The sequence below is a fragment of the Listeria sp. ILCC797 genome, assembly GCF_900186185.1.
Taxonomy (GTDB): domain Bacteria; phylum Bacillota; class Bacilli; order Lactobacillales; family Listeriaceae; genus Listeria; species Listeria goaensis.
The window spans coordinates 50086-68953 of sequence record NZ_FYBS01000003.1 but is presented as its reverse complement, the minus strand read 5'-3'; the positions used below and the strand labels follow the sequence as shown (position 1 = coordinate 68953).

Annotated in this window: 18 protein-coding genes and 1 other annotated feature; of the genes, 11 read left to right on the top strand and 7 right to left on the bottom strand. The window is 42.7% G+C overall.

Features of this window, described 5'->3' with window-relative positions; all coding sequences use genetic code 11:
• Position 1 precedes the first annotated feature (1 nt).
• The 11 genes from BN1609_RS04170 to BN1609_RS04115 all read left to right on the top strand — a co-directional run bounded on the left by BN1609_RS04170 (position 2) and on the right by BN1609_RS04115 (position 11424).
• Complete coding sequence (locus BN1609_RS04170; RefSeq protein ID WP_088809580.1) at positions 2 to 292, top strand: YggT family protein; 291 nt, start codon at positions 2 to 4, stop codon at positions 290 to 292.
• An 89-nt stretch (positions 293 to 381) separates the two neighbouring features.
• Positions 382 to 1158, top strand: coding sequence for an RNA-binding protein (locus BN1609_RS04165; protein ID WP_088840540.1), 777 nt, complete (start codon positions 382 to 384; stop codon positions 1156 to 1158).
• 19 nt (positions 1159 to 1177) lie between these two features.
• Positions 1178 to 1696 carry a transcription repressor NadR gene (locus BN1609_RS04160; RefSeq protein ID WP_088809582.1) on the top strand — a complete coding sequence of 173 codons (519 nt, stop codon included), beginning with the start codon at positions 1178 to 1180 and terminating at the stop codon, positions 1694 to 1696.
• A gap of 131 nt (positions 1697 to 1827) precedes the next feature.
• Positions 1828 to 2361 (top strand): DivIVA domain-containing protein, encoded by a 534-nt coding sequence (locus BN1609_RS04155; RefSeq protein WP_088809583.1) that lies wholly within the window; start codon positions 1828 to 1830, stop codon positions 2359 to 2361.
• Positions 2360 to 2575 (top strand) — a binding site (T-box leader). Its footprint overlaps the gene before it by 2 nt.
• A 456-nt stretch (positions 2576 to 3031) precedes the next feature.
• A complete protein-coding gene (gene ileS / locus BN1609_RS04145; RefSeq protein ID WP_088816123.1) occupies positions 3032 to 5791 on the top strand; it encodes an isoleucine--tRNA ligase in 2760 nt (919 codons plus the stop codon).
• A gap of 70 nt (positions 5792 to 5861) precedes the next feature.
• The gene (gene dapF, locus BN1609_RS04140; protein ID WP_088840538.1) at positions 5862 to 6830 is read left to right on the top strand and encodes a diaminopimelate epimerase; all 969 of its coding nucleotides are present in this window, start codon (positions 5862 to 5864) and stop codon (positions 6828 to 6830) included.
• 11 nt (positions 6831 to 6841) lie between these two features.
• Complete coding sequence (locus tag BN1609_RS04135) at positions 6842 to 7540, top strand: phosphatase PAP2 family protein (protein WP_088809587.1); 699 nt, start codon at positions 6842 to 6844, stop codon at positions 7538 to 7540.
• A gap of 354 nt (positions 7541 to 7894) precedes the next feature.
• Positions 7895 to 8095 (top strand): cold-shock protein CspD, encoded by a 201-nt coding sequence (cspD, locus tag BN1609_RS04130; protein ID WP_007472424.1) that lies wholly within the window; start codon positions 7895 to 7897, stop codon positions 8093 to 8095.
• A 124-nt stretch (positions 8096 to 8219) separates the two neighbouring features.
• Positions 8220 to 8882 (top strand): deoxyribose-phosphate aldolase, encoded by a 663-nt coding sequence (gene deoC, locus BN1609_RS04125; RefSeq protein WP_088809588.1) that lies wholly within the window; start codon positions 8220 to 8222, stop codon positions 8880 to 8882.
• A gap of 134 nt (positions 8883 to 9016) precedes the next feature.
• The gene (locus tag BN1609_RS04120) at positions 9017 to 10018 is read left to right on the top strand and encodes a LacI family DNA-binding transcriptional regulator (protein ID WP_088809589.1); all 1002 of its coding nucleotides are present in this window, start codon (positions 9017 to 9019) and stop codon (positions 10016 to 10018) included.
• A 104-nt stretch (positions 10019 to 10122) separates the two neighbouring features.
• Positions 10123 to 11424: a pyrimidine-nucleoside phosphorylase gene (locus BN1609_RS04115; protein ID WP_088816120.1), complete on the top strand. Its 1302-nt coding sequence runs from the start codon at positions 10123 to 10125 to the stop codon at positions 11422 to 11424.
• A 36-nt stretch (positions 11425 to 11460) separates the two neighbouring features.
• On the opposite strand, the gene ilvA is transcribed toward BN1609_RS04115, so the two are convergent.
• The 7 genes from ilvA to ilvN are packed head-to-tail and all read right to left on the bottom strand — an operon-like array spanning position 11461 to position 18867.
• The gene (gene ilvA / locus BN1609_RS04110; RefSeq protein WP_088840537.1) at positions 11461 to 12729 is read right to left on the bottom strand and encodes a threonine ammonia-lyase IlvA; all 1269 of its coding nucleotides are present in this window, start codon (positions 12727 to 12729) and stop codon (positions 11461 to 11463) included.
• A 15-nt stretch (positions 12730 to 12744) separates the two neighbouring features.
• Entirely contained in the window at positions 12745 to 13326 is a 582-nt protein-coding gene (gene leuD, locus BN1609_RS04105) for a 3-isopropylmalate dehydratase small subunit (RefSeq protein WP_088809592.1), read from the bottom strand.
• Positions 13304 to 14701: a 3-isopropylmalate dehydratase large subunit gene (gene leuC / locus BN1609_RS04100; RefSeq protein WP_088809593.1), complete on the bottom strand. Its 1398-nt coding sequence runs from the start codon at positions 14699 to 14701 to the stop codon at positions 13304 to 13306. Before leuC ends, leuD begins: the two co-directional genes overlap by 23 nt.
• A complete protein-coding gene (leuB, locus tag BN1609_RS04095) occupies positions 14694 to 15755 on the bottom strand; it encodes a 3-isopropylmalate dehydrogenase (protein WP_088838909.1) in 1062 nt (353 codons plus the stop codon). The genes leuC and leuB overlap by 8 nt, the downstream gene beginning before the upstream one ends.
• Positions 15756 to 17288, bottom strand: a complete 1533-nt coding sequence (locus BN1609_RS04090) for a 2-isopropylmalate synthase (protein ID WP_088809595.1) — start codon at positions 17286 to 17288, stop codon at positions 15756 to 15758.
• Between the two features lie 38 nt (positions 17289 to 17326).
• Entirely contained in the window at positions 17327 to 18337 is a 1011-nt protein-coding gene (ilvC, locus tag BN1609_RS04085; protein WP_088809596.1) for a ketol-acid reductoisomerase, read from the bottom strand.
• Between the two features lie 41 nt (positions 18338 to 18378).
• Positions 18379 to 18867, bottom strand: coding sequence for an acetolactate synthase small subunit (ilvN, locus tag BN1609_RS04080; protein WP_088809597.1), 489 nt, complete (start codon positions 18865 to 18867; stop codon positions 18379 to 18381).
• Position 18868: the final 1 nt, after the last annotated feature.

Genomic DNA, 18868 nt, shown 5'->3' with positions numbered 1-18868 from the left:
TTTGGAACTGTTTTTATATCAAGTTGTGCAAGTAATCTTGTTTATCATTCGCTATTTGCCAACTTTAATGTTTGTTTACTTTTTGATGAGCTGGTTCCCAGGAGCGCGTGAATCTAAAATCGGACGTTTTCTAGGAAAAATCTTTGAACCAATCTTAGAACCGTTTAGAAGGATTATACCGCCAATTGGTATTTTTGACATCTCATCACTTGTTGCCTTTATTGCATTCCAATTTGCAATGTCGGTGTTAACAAATTTAATTTATAAATATGTATTACCATTGTTATTTTAAAGCTATGCTTAGGCATGGCTTTTTTTGTTCGTTATAAATCCATGGTATAATGAAATGTATATGCGTTTAAAAAAGAGGAGAGAGTACGAATGGAAGGGATTTATCAACATTTTCGCGGGGAAGAACATGCTTTTATTGACCAAATATTAGAAATTACGATGCAAGTAACAGATGAATATACGCCGAAACTAACCGATTTTTTAGATCCACGACAACGTTTTATCGTACAAACGATAGTGGGCAGTTATGAAAATATTGAAGTGAAGTTTTTCGGCGGAACGCCTGTTACAGAACGGAAAAGAGCACTCATCTATCCAGATTATTACACACCAACAATAGATGATTTTAACATCGCGCTTTTCCATATTCGCTACCCAGTAAAATTCACGACGCTTTCGCATCAAAAGATTTTAGGAACACTTATGTCACTCGGAATAAAAAGGGAGATTTTTGGTGACATAGTCAATTTAGAAGAGGAATGGCAATTTTTTGTAGATTCAGAAATGGAAAATTATGTTTCAAGTCAACTTGATAAAATCGGGAAAGTCAATATTACGCTTGAAAAGCTACCGCTTGATGCGGCGTTACAAATTGAACCAGTCTGGGAAGAAACAATGATTACAGCTCCAAGTCTTCGTTTAGATAGTGTGGTAGCTAATGCCCTACATTTATCACGGCAAAAAGCCAAACAAATGATTCAAGCAGGACTTGTTAAAGTGAATTGGAAAGTTGTGGAGAATCCAGATTTTGATTGTGAGGAAGCAGACATCTTATCCGTCCGCGGATACGGTCGAATTAAACTTTTGTATATACATGGACGAACAAGAAAAGATAAAATTCGCATGGATATCGGTTTTTTGAAATAAAAATTAAAGAGGTGTGCCAATGAAGAAAATGCTAGGTGAGGAACGTCGTAAATCGATTTCAAAATGGCTAATGGAAGCAGACGAGCCAATTTCTGGTGCAGAACTAGCCAAACGAACAAACGTCAGTCGCCAAGTGATTGTACAAGATATTTCTCTTCTTCGTGCAACAAATTCACCAGTTATCTCTACACCACAAGGCTATTTATACGTATCAGAGAGCAGTCGGCCAAGGCGAGTGATTGCTTGTCAACATACGAAACGAGAATCGGAAAAGGAACTTAACACGCTTGTTGATTATGGAGTATCCATTATTGATGTCATTGTGGAACACCCCATTTACGGAGAAATCGTTGCGTCATTACATTTAAACAACCGTTTTGATGTTGAAAAATTTATTAGGCGTCTCGGAGCAACAAACGCAATGATGCTTTCAGGGCTAACTAATGGTATTCATTTGCATACAATTGAAGCAGATACAGACGAACAATTAGATGAAGCTATTGAAGCGTTAGGACGTTTAGGCATACTAGTTCAATAAATTTGACACAAAACTATGAAAACGAAGGTCTTTATGGTAAAATGTAATTTATATTAGGCTATTTTTACAGAAAAGCTATTTAAAAGAAAAAATTAAAAACTGTTTTTATAATTTGCATGGAGGTGTTAGCTATGCCATTATCACCACTGGACATACATAATAAAGAATTTACCCGTGGTTTTAGAGGTTACGATGAAGATGAAGTCAATGATTTTCTTGATCAAATCATCAAAGATTATGAGCAAGTAATTAAAGAAAAGAAACGTATGGAGGATTCGCTTAGCAACAACGAAGAGCGTTTAGGTCATTTTACAAACATTGAAGAAACCTTAAATAAGTCACTTATCGTTGCGCAAACAGCTGCCGAAGAAGTGAAACTATCTGCTGAAAAAGAAGCAAAATTAATCATTCGTGAAGCAGAGAAAAACGCAGACCGAATTTTAGCTGACTCTCTTTCAAAAGCACGTAAAATTGCGATTGAAATTGAAGATTTAAAACGCCAATCCAAAGTTTTCCGCGAAAGACTTCGCCTACTTGTAGAAGCACAAATGGATTTAATCCAAAGTGACGATTGGCAACAAATGATGGAATATGATGTTGACGCAACAGAATTAAAATCCATCAAAGAAGTACAAGATGCCGATTCAGAAGAAAATATTGACTAAATAGATGTTGAAAGAGACAAGTATATTTTTCTAACCCAATCCAAGCGATTCAGTGACGGTGTGAGACTGAAATTGGACGAAAAATAGAAATCACTCTGGAATCTCTAGTTCCGAATCCAGTAAGAACTAGCGCCGCCAAGCGTTATTGGAACGAGTGGGCAAGAAATTAAATTCCTGTCAACAAGGGTGGTAACGCGATAATCTCGTCCCTTTTTTGAGGGAGGAGATTTTTTGTTGGAACTCTTAACGCTTCAGCGTTTAGAGTTCCAATACAAGGCTGGGCGAAGCCCTGCGTTGATCCACAAAACCTTAACGCTTCAGCGTTTAGAGTTCCAATACAAGGCTGGGCGAAGCCCTGCGTTGATCCGCAAAACTCTTAACGCATCAGCGTTTAGAGTTCCAATACAAGGCTGGGCGAAGCCCTGCGTTGATCCACAAAACCTTAACGCATCAGCGTTTAGAGTTCCAATACAAGGCTGGGCGAAGCCCTGCGTTGATCCACAAAACCTTAACGCATCAGCGTTTAGAGTTCCAATACAAGGCTGGGCGAAGCCCTGCGTTGATCCGCAAAACTCTTAACGCATCAGCGTTTAGAGTTCCAATACAAGGCTGGGCAAAGCCCTGCGTTGATTCACAAAAAATATACAAATCTTAAAGGAGCCAAATAAAAATGGAATACAAAGACACATTATTAATGCCAAAAACAGCTTTCCCAATGCGAGGAAATTTACCAAATAAGGAGCCAGAATGGCAAGCAAAATGGGAGAGTGAAAATCTTTACCATAAAATTCAAGAAAAAAATGCTGGACGTCCGACTTATATTTTGCATGATGGACCGCCGTATGCGAACGGGGAACTTCACATGGGACACGCCATGAATAAAACGATTAAGGACTTCATTGTGCGATACAAATCTATGGCCGGATTCCGCTCACCGTACGTACCTGGTTGGGATACACATGGTTTGCCGATTGAACAAGCTTTAACCAAAAAAGGGGTTAAACGTAAAGAAATGACGGTTGCAGAGTTCCGTAAACTTTGTGAAGAGTACGCGTATAAGCAAGTTGATATTCAGCGCACAGGCTTTAAACGCCTTGGGATTAGCGGTGATTTTGATAATCCATACATTACGCTAAAACCGGAATATGAAGCAGAGCAAATTAAAGTTTTTGGCGATATGGCGAAAAAAGGTTATATTTACAAAGGTAAAAAACCGGTCTACTGGTCGCCTTCAAGCGAATCCGCACTAGCAGAAGCAGAAATCGAATATCAGGATAAAACATCTGCCTCCATTTATGTGGCTTTTGATGTTAAAGATGGAAAAGGTGTCTTAGATAATGACACAAAAATTATCATTTGGACAACAACACCGTGGACGATTCCGGCTAATATGGCGATTACGGTAAACCCAGATTTAGACTACGCGGTTGTGAACACTGGCGGGCAAAAATATGTGGTTGCAGCAGCACTTGTAGATTCCTTAAAAGAGCAACTTGATTGGACGGATGTAACCATTGAAAAAACAATTCGCGGCGTTGAACTTGACCGCGTTGTGGCGAAACATCCATTCTATGACCGCGATTCGCTTGTTATTAACGGCGAGCACGCGACAGCAGACGCTGGTACTGGGGCAGTTCATACCGCGCCTGGGCACGGGGAAGATGACTTTATTGTGGGGCAAAAATATGAGCTTGAGGTGTTAGCTCCACTTGATTCGCGCGGGGTATTTACAGATGAGGCACCCGGATTTGAAGGGCTGTTTTATGATGATGCCAACAAATTGGTGACGGAAAAATTAAAAGAAGTGGGCGCGCTTCTTAAAATGGAATTCATTACGCATAGTTATCCGCATGATTGGCGTACGAAAAAGCCGGTTATATTCCGAGCAACTCCGCAATGGTTTGCTTCGATTAATAAATTCCGCGGTGAACTTTTAGATGCCGTTCAAGATGTAACGTGGACGCCTTCGTGGGGTGAAACGCGCCTGTACAATATGGTTCGTGACCGCGGCGATTGGGTTATTTCGCGTCAGCGCGCATGGGGGGTTCCGCTTCCAATTTTCTATGGTGAAAATGGGGAACCCATCATCACGGATGAAACGATTAAGCACGTCTCCGATTTATTCCGAGAGCATGGTTCGAATGTTTGGTTTGAACGCGAAGCGAAGGATTTATTGCCTGAAGGTTTTACGCATCCATCAAGTCCAAACGGCGAATTTACAAAAGAAACGGATATTATGGACGTTTGGTTTGATTCTGGTTCAAGTCATCAAGCTGTTTTAGCGAGTCGACCAGAACTTTCGCGTCCGGCTGACCTCTACATGGAAGGTTCCGACCAGTATCGTGGTTGGTTTAACTCTTCCTTAACTACGGCGGTTGCTATGACGGGTGCTGCGCCTTATCGCAATGTACTTAGCCATGGTTTTGCGCTTGACGGCGAAGGTCGGAAAATGAGTAAGTCGCTTGGAAATACGATTTTACCGGGTAAAGTCATTAATCAGCTTGGTGCGGATATTGTTCGCCTTTGGGTGGCGTCCGTTGACTATCAAGCAGATGTGCGGATTAGTGATGACATCTTAAAACAAGTGTCGGAAGTTTATCGTAAGATCCGTAATACGATGCGTTTCTTACTTGGAAACGTGAGCGATTTTAACCCTGAAACTGATAAAGTAGCTTTTCAGGATCTTCGTGAAGTGGACCAATTTATGCTTGTGAAACTGAATGAGCTTACGCAAAATGTCCGTAATGGCTATGAAAAATTCGAATTCTCGACGATTTATCATCAAATCAATAACTTCTGTACGGTTATGCTAAGCCAGTTCTACATGGATTTCGCGAAAGATGTCGTATACATCGAAGCGGCAAATAGCTCGGATCGTCGTGCAATGCAAACAGTCTTTTACGAAGCCGCTTCTTCTCTGGCTAAACTACTGGCGCCAATTTTACCACATACATCAGATGAAGTGTGGTACCATTTAAACGGGGAACAATCGTCTAGCATTCACTTAGAAGATCTTCCAGAAGTTCAAAATTACGCAGATACTGCTGATTTAGTAACAAAATGGGATGCATTCCTCCGTGTGCGTGATGACGTCCAAAAAGCACTTGAAGAAGCGCGAAATGAGAAACTAATTGGGAAGTCCATGCTAGCGAAAGTAACGCTTTACGTTGATGCAGAAGGTGAACAACTATTTAACTCCTTACAAGGTGACTTTGCGCAGCTCTTTATTGTATCGGATTTCGAACTGGTCGTTGGTTTAGAAAAAGCGAATGAACAAGCCGTAAAAGGTGAACATGTTGCCGTAGAAATCACAGTAGCAGAAGGCGAAACATGTGAACGTTGCCGCGTTGTGAAAAAAGATGTTGGCGTAGATGCGCTTCATCCAACGCTTTGCGGACGTTGTGCGACAATTGTAACGGAAAACTATTAAAGGAGTAGAGGAGGGCGTTACTAGCGACCTCCCTTTTCCTTAATAAAAAAGTGAGAGGAGTTTTGACGCAATGAAAATAGAGTTTATTAAAGTTCATGGCTCACAAAACGACTTTTTTATCATCGATGAACGTTTAAATGACATCGAAAATTGGTCTGATGAAAGACGAACTAATTTGGCGCTTTTAATTTGTGCGCGCGATAATGCACTACGTGGTGCTGACGGAATTTTATTTGTGAGTACTGGGCGTGCGGGTACAATTGGGAAAATGCGTGTTTTTAACGCGGATGGCTCGGAAGCTTCGATGTGTGGGAATGGTCTTCGGACGGTCGCGCGTTATTTGCTTGAGAAGGCAAACTTAAACGAGGCGAAAGTTGAAACGATGAAAGCGGATCTTTTGGTTCAGAAAAATGAATCGCTCGGCTATGACATTCCAACCTATCAAGTCGAAATTTCACCCGTTTTGTTTGACTTAGGAAGTCTCCCTTTTAACTACGAGAAAAAAGAACTTTTGAATGAAAAAATCCCTGAATTTGATGACGAACTGACTTTTTCTGCGGTGGCGGTGCCGAATCCGCACTTGATTACGTTTACTAGTCAGGCCGTTTTGGAATCGAGTAAGCAGGAGGAGCTCTCGCATTATTTGAACGGGGAAAATCCCTATTTTCCGGACGGTGTCAATGTTAGTTTTGTTCGTAAGCTTACGCCGGAAAAGATTTTTGTGCGCACGTATGAGCGAGGAGTAGGCTTCACTAATGCATGTGGAACGGCGATGTCGGCCTCTAGTCTGATTAAAAAACTCATCGACCATGATAAACTGGATGAGGTGCTTGACGTTTATAATGATGGTGGACGTGTTCGTGTGAAGGCGGATGAAAAATCCATCCAACTTATCGGAAATGCGACATTTACGGCTTTTGGGACTTTTGAGTTGGGTGATAATGGTTTTGAAGTTACCGCTTTTTCTGAAACGGGTGAGCAGGAAAATTATCTAAAGATGGTTCGTGAAGTGGAACAATTTTTAAATGATACAAAATAAGGAGAGAATTTATGAATACAAATCGAAAGAAAGCTTTGCCACTTTTTGTCATAGGAGGATTTGCTCTTTTACTATTTTTGATTGAACTTATGAGTGTGGCATCGGAACAAAGATGGGTTGCGAAATTTGATTTAATGTGGATTGAACGCATTAGGGAAGGAAACATTAAACCGAGCACGACAAACATGGTTGAATTCCTGACCCATTTTGGTTCTGCTGAATACATCATAGTGATGACGATTATCGTCGTGATTGTCTTATTTATTTTGAGAAAATTTGTAGTTGGACTATGGTTCGGTGGAACAGTTTTACTTTGCGGAGTCGTTTTGAATTTACTGTTCAAAAACTTAGTTGAACGCACTCGCCCAGATTCAGTAAATTGGTTGATTTCTGAAACTGGCTATAGTTACCCAAGTGGGCATGCGACGGCAACAAGCGTGTTTTATGGATTAGCAGCACTATTTTTGATTTTCACGGTGCGTCAAATGTGGCTGAAAATTGTTGTAGGTGTAGTAGGACTATTTATCATTTGCTATGTGATGTATTCTCGTGTTTACTTAGGCGTTCATTTCCCGACAGACGTATTGGGAGGTTTCTTATTCGGAATGGCATCGATTTTCCTTTCGACAGGTGTTTATTTCTTAGTTCGCAAGCCACTTCATGATATGTTAAAAAAATGGCGTCTTAACGATAAAAGTGTTGTAGAATAAGCAAACAAATTGAAGTGAAGTTTTTCAGAAAAGATGCTGAAAGCTTCACTTTTTTTATTAAGTTTTATAAAAGGGTTGGAATTTTCAATCATGTAAACGCCTTACTTTTTACTTGCATTTTAGAGTAGAACGATGTAATATAAATATATTGATAAGAAAATAAGCAAGTTGGATCATGAAGTAATGATGAGAACTATTCACATGTTATAAAGGGTATTCGCCTTGTCATTTGAATACTTTTTATAATATGTGAATTTTTTTTAAAAAAGCACTCGGTTGTTTGTTGTTTAGCTCGAACCAGTTTGTTTTTTTTGAGAAAGGCCATATTAGTAAATTTTTGGAGGTTTGTGAAATATGCAAACAGGTAAAGTAAAATGGTTCAACAGTGAAAAAGGTTTTGGATTTATCGAAGTTGAAGGCGGAGACGATGTATTCGTACACTTCAGCGCTATCCAAGGCGACGGATTCAAAACTTTAGACGAAGGTCAAGAAGTTGAATTTGAAGTTGTTGAAGGCCAACGTGGCCCACAAGCTGAAAACGTAACTAAATTATAATTTTCAGTTTGACCAAGCCAAAAATCTAGCAAATATTTTTATTTGCTAGATTTTTTTATTCCGTTGTATTTCAGTGAAAACTAGGTTAAGATACAGATATCACGTATCGAAGGAGTTTTGAATAATGGACATTGCGAAGATGATTGATCACACTGCTTTAAAACCTGAAACAAGCAAAGAGGCAATTTTAAAGCTAACAAGTGAAGCGAAAGAGTATCAATTTGCTTCTGTTTGCGTCAATCCAACATGGGTAAAATTAGCAAGCGAAGCACTTTCAGGAACGGATGTAGATGTTTGTACGGTTATTGGTTTTCCGCTCGGGGCAAACACTGCAGAAGTAAAAGCTTTTGAAACGAAAGATGCTATCCAAAACGGCGCGACGGAAGTAGATATGGTTATTAATATTGGCGAACTAAAAGACGGTAACGATGACGCAGTTCTTGCTGATATTAAAGCCGTTGTAGATGCAGCGAATGGGACACTCGTTAAAGTGATTATTGAAACATGTTTATTAACTGACGATGAAAAAGTGCGTGCATGTGAGCTAGCTGTAAAAGCGGGAGCTGATTTCGTAAAAACTTCAACAGGCTTTTCAACAGGCGGTGCGACTGCAGCTGATATTACTTTAATGCGCAAAACAGTTGGACCGAATATTGGGGTAAAAGCATCTGGTGGCATACGCACAAAAGAAGATGTTCTTGCGATGATTGAAGCAGGTGCGACACGAATTGGCGCTAGTGCGGGAGTTGCTATTGTTTCTGGCGGCACGAGTACATCAGATTATTAGGATAACTTGAGGAAGCATGCGGGCATGCTTCTTTTTTATAAAATAAAATAGTATGCGTTTACATTGCTAGCGTTGCAACGATTGTCGCTTTAGTGTATGATGAAGAGGAGCGTTGAAGGAAGTGGGGGAACGGCATGAGTGTAACGATTCGGGAGATTGCGGAGAAAACGGGTGTTTCGATTACGGCCATTTCGCAAATCTTAAACGGAAAAGGGGACAGGTTTAGCGAGGTAACTAAAAATCGCGTGTTAAAAGCAGCAAAAGATATGGCGTATAAACCGAATTTTTTTGCTAAAAATATGGTCACGAATCATACGAATACAATTGGCATGGTTGTACCAGAAGTGACGGATGCTTTTTTTTCGCAAATGGTCAAAGGGGCAGAAGACTATTTAAATCAACATGATTACATGATTATGCTTTGCAACTCTTCCAATGATAAAGAGCGCGAAGATAGATATGTGGAGGAACTACTACACCGCGCTGTAGATGGACTTATTATTGCCAGCCCAAATATTTTAGCTTCCAAAGTATTCGAACGTATGCGTGAAAAAAAGAAACCGTACATTTTACTCGATCGACAACGAAATGAACAAAAAGAAGGACGAATTGCTGTTGATGACTATGAGGGCGGTTATATGGCGACCAAACATTTACTTGAACTTGGTCACGAAAAAATCGGGATTATTATTTCGGACAACTCATTTTACAACGTATTTGAGCGTTATGAAGGCTATTTGGCGTGTATGAAAGATGCGGGCATAACCGTACCAGAAGACTGGATTGCTAGCGGGGATCAGACGATGGACGGCGGATTTAAAGCTGGGGATAAGTTGCTTGCAGGCGGTGTAACAGGCGTGTTCGCAACGAATGATTTAATGGCTGTCGGACTTTATCGCTTTCTTTTTGATAAGGGGATTAAAATTCCAGAGGATTTATCGGTCATTGGCTTTGATGATATCGAACTTTCGGAATTCATGACGCCGCCACTTACAACCATTCGCCAGCCTATCTATGAAATTGGCGCGATTGCAGCCGAATTTCTCTTGCAAAAAATTGCTTGCCCAGAAGAAAAAATGAAAAATCGTTTACTCGATTTAAAGTTGATTGAGCGAGGCAGCACAAAAAAGATTTGACAGAACTTGGTAGCCTCAAGTATAGTGAAAATATCTGATAGTTTTAGTCAAAAGTAAAACGGTTTACTAAAAATGTAACCGATACCAAATAAGGAGTGGTTAGCGTGAGAATGGTGGATATTATTTCCAAGAAAAGGGACGGGCACGAACTTACGACGGCTGAAATTAATTTTTTTATTGAGGGATATACGAAAGGGAAAATTCCTGATTATCAAGTGAGTGCACTACTCATGGCGATTTATTTTGAAGATATGACAGATAACGAGCGCGCGGATATGACGATGGCGATGGTGAATTCAGGTGAAACAATTGATTTGTCGGCCATTCACGGAATAAAAGTAGATAAACACTCCACAGGTGGCGTAGGGGATACGACAACACTCGTTTTAGCTCCGCTTGTTGCGGCTTTAGGTGTTCCGGTTGCGAAAATGTCTGGGCGAGGTTTAGGGCACACAGGCGGCACGATTGACAAATTAGAAGCGGTGGAAGGATTTCATGTCGAGATTACGAAAGATGACTTCATTGAGCTTGTGAACCGCGATAAGGTGGCTGTCATTGGACAGTCTGGCAACTTAACACCCGCCGATAAAAAACTGTACGCTCTTCGTGATGTAACGGGTACGGTGGATTCCATTCCGCTTATTGCGAGTTCAATTATGAGTAAAAAAATTGCCGCAGGTGCGGACGCGATTTGTTTGGATGTGAAAACTGGCGCGGGTGCGTTTATGAAAACCGATGAAGATGCTGAAAACTTGGCGCGGGCGATGGTGCGCATTGGGAACAGTGTTGGTCGCAATACGATGGCCGTTATTTCTGATATGTCGCAACCGCTAGGCTACGCAATTGGGAATGCGCTTGAAGTGAAGGAAGCGATTGATACGCTAAAAGGGGAAGGTCCAGCTGATTTGACGGAACTTGTTTTAGTGCTAGGCAGTCAAATGGTAGTGTTAGCAAAGCAGGCAGAAAGTTTAGAAGAGGCGCGCGAAAAATTGCTTGCTGTTATGAAAAATGGACAGGCGCTTCAGAAATTTAAACAGTTTTTAGAAAACCAAGGTGGCGATGCAAGCATTGTAGATTCGCCAGAAAAATTGCCACAAGCTACATATAAAATTGAAGTGCCTGCTAAAAAAAGTGGTTTTGTGAGCGAAATTGTAGCAGACGAAATTGGTGTGGCCGCAATGATTCTAGGTGCCGGGCGTGCAACGAAAGAAGATGAAATTGATCTAGCGGTTGGACTGATGTTACGCAAAAAAGTTGGCGATGCCGTTCAAGCAGGCGACTCTCTCGTAACCATTTTCAGCAATAAGGAAGACGTGGCGGGTGTCACAGAGAAAATTTATGAGAATATCCGCATTTCTAGTCAGGCGGAAGCGCCGAAACTGGTGCATAAAATTATCACGGAATAATGAAAAGCGTTTGGGGCACCCCCAAACGCTTTTTTTTTAAACCAAAAGAGTATATAAAGTTTGATTATCATTAATCGGAATGAAACTTGGGTCAAAGATTTCCATTCGCTCGAGCAGCGCGGGATAGTCTTCTTTATAACTTAGTAGCACGCCAATGATAACAGGCCCGTTGCCACGATTGACTTTTTTCGTGTATTCAAATTTAGTAATGTCATCATGCGGTCCGAGCACCTCACCAACAAATTCCTTTAGCGCACCAGGGCGTTGCGGGAAATTTACGATAAAGTAATGCTTTAAACCTTGGAACAGAAGGGAGCGCTCCTCGATTTCCTGCATGCGATTGATGTCATTATTACCACCGCTCACCACGCAGACGACCGTTTTCCCTTTAATTTCTTCTTTATAGTGTTCGAGCGCCGCAACAGACAGGGCTCCAGCCGGTTCCGCCACAATCGCTTGCTTTGTGTACATCTCAAGAATCATCTGGCAAACTTCGCCTTCTGGGACTGAAATGCAACCATCTATAAACTTCTCGGCATGTTTAAAGGTGAGTTCACCGACTTGCTTCACAGCCGCCCCGTCTACAAACTTGTCGATTTGGGGGAGATTGACCGTTTTGCCGGCTTCAAGGGCAGCAGCCATCGAAGGTGCACCGCTTGGCTCAACGCCAATTATTTTCGTATGTGGGCTAGCTTCTTTCATGAAACTCGAAATGCCACTAATTAAGCCGCCACCGCCAATTGCTGCGAAAACGTAATCGGCTTTTTCCCCAGCCGCTTCGAGGTCATAAAAGGCTTCAACAGCAAGCGTGCCTTGGCCTGCAATGATATCAAGATCATCAAACGGCGCGATGAAAGTAGTTTCATGCTCCTTTGAATAAGCTTTGGCAGATTCAGCAGATGCGTCGAATGTGTCGCCTGTTAAAATGACGTCGACAAACTCACCACCGAAAAATTTTACTTGCGAGACCTTCTGATTTGGCGTAGTTGTGGGCATGAAAATGGCTGCTTTTACCCCCAATTTTTGACATGTATAAGCAACGCCTTGTGCGTGATTGCCAGCGCTTGCGCATGTGACGCCTTTTGCGCGTTCGGCTTCGCCTAAGCGGTGAATGGCATAGTAGGCACCGCGGAGTTTAAAGGAGCGGACCCATTGCAAATCTTCGCGTTTAAGGAAAACTTGGCAGTCGTATTTGTGCGAGAGATACGGATCTAGTTCGAGCGGAGTCCGTTTTACGATGGATTTTAACACCTCATATGCTTTTAAAACATCGGATTTTGATACGAGTACATCAGCCAGTTCCATTTTTTCACAACCTTTCTATTTGGTTTCGATTTTTTCTTCATACGCCAAAATGGCATCTAAATGTTCGAGCGTAATCGCGATATCGTCGAGTCCGTTCAAAAACTTTTCTTTCCAAGTGGGGTCAATCGTGAATGAAAATTGACCGACAGAGCTTCGCACCTCTTGATTTGGCAAGTCGATAACGATTTCTTCTTCGGAGGAAATTTTGGACAGTTTCTCGCGTGCCAGAGCAGGCAACACAATGGGGAGGACTCCGTTTTTTGTGCAGTTCATGTAAAAAATGTCGCTGTAGCCACCGGCAATGATGACCCGGAAGCCGTAATCAAGTAGCGCCCAAGCGGCATGTTCGCGCGACGAGCCGCAACCAAAATTGTCGCCAGTTACTAGAATCGTCGCGTTTTGTCTGTCAGCCGCATTAAGCGGGAATTCAGGATTTGGCTTACGATTTGGCAAATAGCGCCACTCGTCAAACAGAAATTCACCAAATCCCGTTTTTTCAATTCGTTTTAAAAAGGTCTTTGGAATGATTTGGTCGGTGTCGATGTTATCATTCATGAGCGCCACCGTTTGCCCTTTATGAATTTGAATAGCTTCCACTAAGAACAGCCTCCTTTCGAACATCAATAAATTTGCCGTGAATAGCTGCCGCCGCGGCCATAGCAGGGGAGACGAGATGCGTTCTAGCACCTTTCCCTTGTCGTCCTTCAAAATTACGGTTGGACGTCGAGGCGCAGTGCACACCATCTGGCACTTGGTCGGGATTCATCCCAAGACACATTGAGCAACCAGGCTCGCGCCACTCAAATCCGGCCGCCTTAAACACCTCATCTAAACCACGCTTTTCTGCTTCAAAACGGACTTTGCGCGAACCCGGGACGACGAGTGCGCGAATCCCCGGTTTAACTTTTTTCCCCGCAATGATTTTAGCCGCTTCCTCAAGATCAGAAATCCGTGCGTTCGTGCACGAACCGATAAAGACGTATCCGAGCTCAATATCTTCGGCGCGTGCGCCAGGAGTAAGTCCCATGTAAGTGTAGGCACGCTCATCGTTAATATTTTGAATCGCTGGGAACGGCTGGGAAATCGGCACGCCCATTTCAGGATTCGTTCCCCATGTGACGTAAGGTTCGAGAGTGGAAACGTCAACTTGAAGATGCAAATCATAAGTAGCGTCGTCGTCCGTTTTCAGCGTCTGCCAATCTGTAATGGCCGCTTCCATATCTTGCGGTGCATATTCACGTCCGCGAACATAGTCAAATGTCGTTTGATCAGGCGCCATCATGCCCATTTTTGCGCCACCTTCAATTGCCATATTGCAAATGGTCATACGTTCTTCCATCGTGAGCTTCGATATCGTATCGCCGAAATATTCAATGGCATATCCCGTTCCAAAAGCAACGCCATAAGTGGCAATTAAATGCAAAATAATATCCTTCGCATAAACGCCTGGTTGCAGCTCGCCCGTAATTTCAATGCCCATCGACTTCGGTTTCTGCTGCCAAATGGTTTGCGTCGCAAAAACATGTTCCACTTCACTTGAACCAATCCCAAAACCAATCGCGCCAAAGGCCCCGTGTGTCGCCGTATGCGAGTCACCGCATACAATGACTTTCCCAGGTTGTGTCAGCCCCGTTTCAGGGCCCACCATGTGCACAATTCCTTGTCGGTCAGAACCTACATCGGCAAGTGTGACACCAAAATCGCGACAGTTTTTTTGCAAAGCTTCAATTTGTTTTTTCGCTACTAAGTCTTGAATGTTAAAAATATCTTCAGTCGGAACGTTGTGATCCATCGTCGCAAACGTCTTATCTGGCCGTCTTACTGGACGATTTCCCATGCGAAGCCCTTCAAACGCCTGCGGAGAAGTCACTTCATGGATGAGATGCAAATCAACATATAATAACTGCGGTTCACCAACTTCCCCGTAAATCACATGACGGTCCCACAATTTATCAAATAGCGTCTTACCCATGTGTAACGCCTCCTTTAATCCGTTTTTGAACTTCTGCCGTAAAGGCCGTCGTACTCGTTTCGCCCTTTAAATCTTTTGTGAAAAACCCGGCTATTAAGGTATCATTTACAGCGGTTTCCAGTGCGTGCGCCTCAGCTTCCAAGTGGAAAGATTCCCTTAACATCATCGCAACTGATAAAATCATCGAAATTGGGTTTGCTACGTTTTGACCCGCAATATCAGGCGCAGATCCGTGAATCGGCTCATAAAGCGAAGGTCCATTTTCCGCAAAACTCGCCGAAGGAAGCATGCCCAGTGAGCCAGACAAAACAGAAGCTTCGTCACTTAAAATATCACCAAACATGTTTTCCGTAACGAGCACATCATATTGCCGCGGATTTTGAATCAAATGCATCGCACATGCGTCCACATATTGATGTTCGAGTGTAACGTCAGGATAGTCCGCCGCCACATCATTTGCGATTTGGCGCCACAATTTGCTCGATGCAAGTACATTCGCTTTATCAACCGAAGTCACTTTTTTCTTGCGGTTTTTCGCAATTTCAAACGCCTGAACGATAATTCGACGGATCTCTTCAGCAGAATAAACGAGCGTATCTACCGCGCTGTCTGCGTCGAAACGCTTCGGCTCACCGAAGTAAAGCCCACCCGTCAGCTCCCGCACAATCACCAAGTCAGTGCCATTTACAATCTCTTGTTTTAAAGGGGAGAGATGGCTAATACTTCTAGACACCTGTACAGGACGAATATTTGCGAACAAACCGAGTGATTTCCGAAGAGCAAGTAAGCCTTGTTCCGGCCGAATCGGTGCATCATCCCACTTTGGGCCTCCAATTGCCGCAAGCAAAATGGCGTCAGCGCTTAGACATGCTTGAAGCGTTTCTTCTGGAAATGGCTGGCCTGTCAAATCAATTGCCGCCCCACCAAACGCGCAAGTTTTAATTTGAAACGTATGACCAAATTGTTTTTCAATTTCCTTTAGCGCAGAAAGACCAGCCTCCATAATTTCTGGTCCAATCCCGTCGCCTGGAAGTGCTGTAATCGTGTACTCCATTTAGCGTGCCTCCTCAAATGATTTTTCTGTTTCAGGCATTTTTTTCGTGCTTGCATTTAAGTATGCCTTCGCACTTGCGGTCAGCACATCATGGTCAATGCCAATTCCGTGAATTTCATGGCCCGCTTGATTTTTAATAACCACATGAACTTCCGCTTGCGCATCTTGACCAGGAGTAATGGCTTGAATGTGATAATTTACGAGCGTAACGTCTTGATTTAGCAGACGATTAATCGTGTTGTAAATCGCTTCAATGCTTCCAGCTCCAGTCGCAGCGTCTTCGCGCACGCCATCTTGTCCCTCTGTTCTAACGACCGCCGCCTGAACGCCATCTGTCACAAATTGCACTTGGAGGTGAGTCAGCGATTCATTTTCCGCTGTTTCAGCCGCTTGACCAGCCACTAACGCATGCAAGTCTGCCTCGGAGATTTCCTTTTTAACATCAGCAAGATTTTTAAATTGTTTAAAGGCTTCGTTTTGTTCCGCTTCCGAAAGCGAATAGCCGAGTTCCTCCATGCGTGCTGTGAACGCGTGCCGCCCAGAAAGCTTCCCAAGTGGTAGCGAATTTTTTTGAACGCCAACAAGAGCTGGCGTAATAATCTCATACGTATCCGGATTTTTCAGCACACCGTCTTGGTGAATGCCCGATTCATGCGCGTAGGCATTGCCACCAATAACCGCTTTGTTGCGCGGAACCGGCATGCCTGAAAGCCGGCTTACCAAATCGCTCGTCGCCTTAATTTGATTGAGCGTTATATTCGTTTCCGCTTGGTAGAAATCCTTCCGAATGTGGAGCGCCACAGCGACTTCCTCAAGTGCAGTATTGCCCGCACGTTCGCCGATGCCATTAATAGCACCTTCCACGCGGAGCGCACCGTTTTCAATTGCCGCCAGCGAATTGGCAACTGCCATTCCAAGGTCATCGTGACAATGCGAGGAAAAAATCACATCATCAAATTCTGGAATGTTCGCTTTTAGGTCACGGAAGAGCTGGCCAAATTCGGTAGGATTCGTGTAGCCGACCGTGTCAGGGATATTAATTACCTTTGCGCCAGCATGAATGGCGGTTTGAACGGCCTCAATTAGAAACGCCCGATCTGTCCGCGTCGCATCTTCTGGCGAAAATTGAACAATGTTAAATAGCTTTCTAGCAAAAGTAACGTGGTGTTTGATAGAAGCCAAAACTTCATCTTTGGTCATTTTGAGTTTGTACTGCATATGGACGTCGCTTGTCGCAAGAAAAATATGCAGTTGCGGGCTTTTCGCATGTTTTAGCGCTTCATGTGCCCGTAAAATGTCCTGTTCCCGGCAACGTGCTAAACCAGTTACACTAGATGTTTGAACGGCTTCACTAATGGCTTTCACGCATTCAAAATCACCTAGAGAAGAAATCGGAAAACCGGCTTCGATGACATCTACACCAAGTTTTTCCAGTTGTAAGGCGATTCTAACTTTCTCCTTTACATCAAAATTTACTCCAGGGGTTTGTTCGCCGTCGCGAAGTGTAGTGTCAAAAAACTGGATTTTTTTCATTCGATTTCACCTCATTAGATTTATTTGATGGAACAAAATTATTTGACTTGTTCAACTTGTTTAGGATTTACAAATGGCATCATACGACGTAAATTCGCGCCAACTTCCTCAATTTGATGTCCTTTTTGTTCAGCACGCAAACGGTGGAATTCTTTAAAGCCGTTTTTATTATCATCAATAAAGGCTTTTGCAAAATTTCCGTTTTGAATATCCGTAAGTACTTCTTTCATTGCTTTTTTCGTATCCGCCGTCACAACGCGAGGACCAGATACGTAATCACCGTATTCTGCCGTATTTGAAATGGAGTGGCGCATTTTTTCCATACCGCCTTCATACATTAAATCTACAATTAATTTCATTTCGTGCAGCACTTCAAAGTAAGCAAGTTCAGGTTGGTAACCCGCTTCCACAAGCGTTTCAAAACCAGCTTGGATTAAATGTGTAGCACCGCCGCAAAGAACAGCTTGTTCACCGAATAAATCTGTTTCCGTTTCTTCTTTAAAGGTTGTTTCAATAACGCCAGCACGTGTTGCTCCGATACCTTTTGCATAAGATAAAGCAACATCGCGCGCGCCTCCAGTTGCATCTTGGTAAACTGCAAACAGGGCAGGGACTGCACCGCCTTCAACGAATGTGCGACGAACAAGATGCCCAGGACCTTTTGGTGCTACTAAAAATACATCCACGTCACTTGGCGGCGTGATAACGTCAAAGTGAATGTTAAAACCATGTGCAAAAACAAGTGCATTGCCAGCTTCTAGGCCGGGTTTAATTTCATTTTCATAAGCTTCTCCTTGTGTTTCATCAGGAAGCAAAATCATGACCACATCAGCTTTTTCAGCAGCATCTTTGACAGAATATACTTTAAAACCATCATTTCTTGCCGCTTCCGCTGATTTACCTTCACGAATACCGATAATAACGTTATTTCCATTATCACGTAAATTTTGAGAATGGGCGTGACCTTGCGAACCATACCCAATAACCGCAACCGTTTTTCCTTCTAAAGCATTTCCATTTACTGCATCTTCATAATAAACTTTTGTCATTTTCCTAACCTCCAAATTTTTTCTATAGGGTAATTCATTACCTAATTTTTTTTCGGACTGCGTGTAAAGCCAGTCACACCAGTTCTTGCCATTTGTTTAATTCCATAAGGTCTGACAACATCGACAAAGGCGTCTACCTTTTCACTCGTTCCCGCAACTTGAATGACAATGCTTTTTGCACCGACATCAATAATCGTCGCTCGAAAAGGTTCAATCACAGCAGTGAGCTCCGCACGAACAGAAGCAGGGGCGCTAATTTTCACAAGTGCTAATTCACGCTCAATATGCGGATCATCTGTAATATCACTAACCTTTAACACATCAATTTGCTTATTTAATTGCTTCGTCACTTGCTCAATTTCATACAGTGAGTCCACATGAACAACAATCGTAATCCGCGATACATTCGGGGTTTCTGTCCAACCAACCGAAATACTATCGATATTATATTGTCGCCTCGAAATGACACCCGTAATCCGGTTCAAAACCCCCGAAGCGTTGTTCACCGTTGCCGTAATAATTCTGCGCATC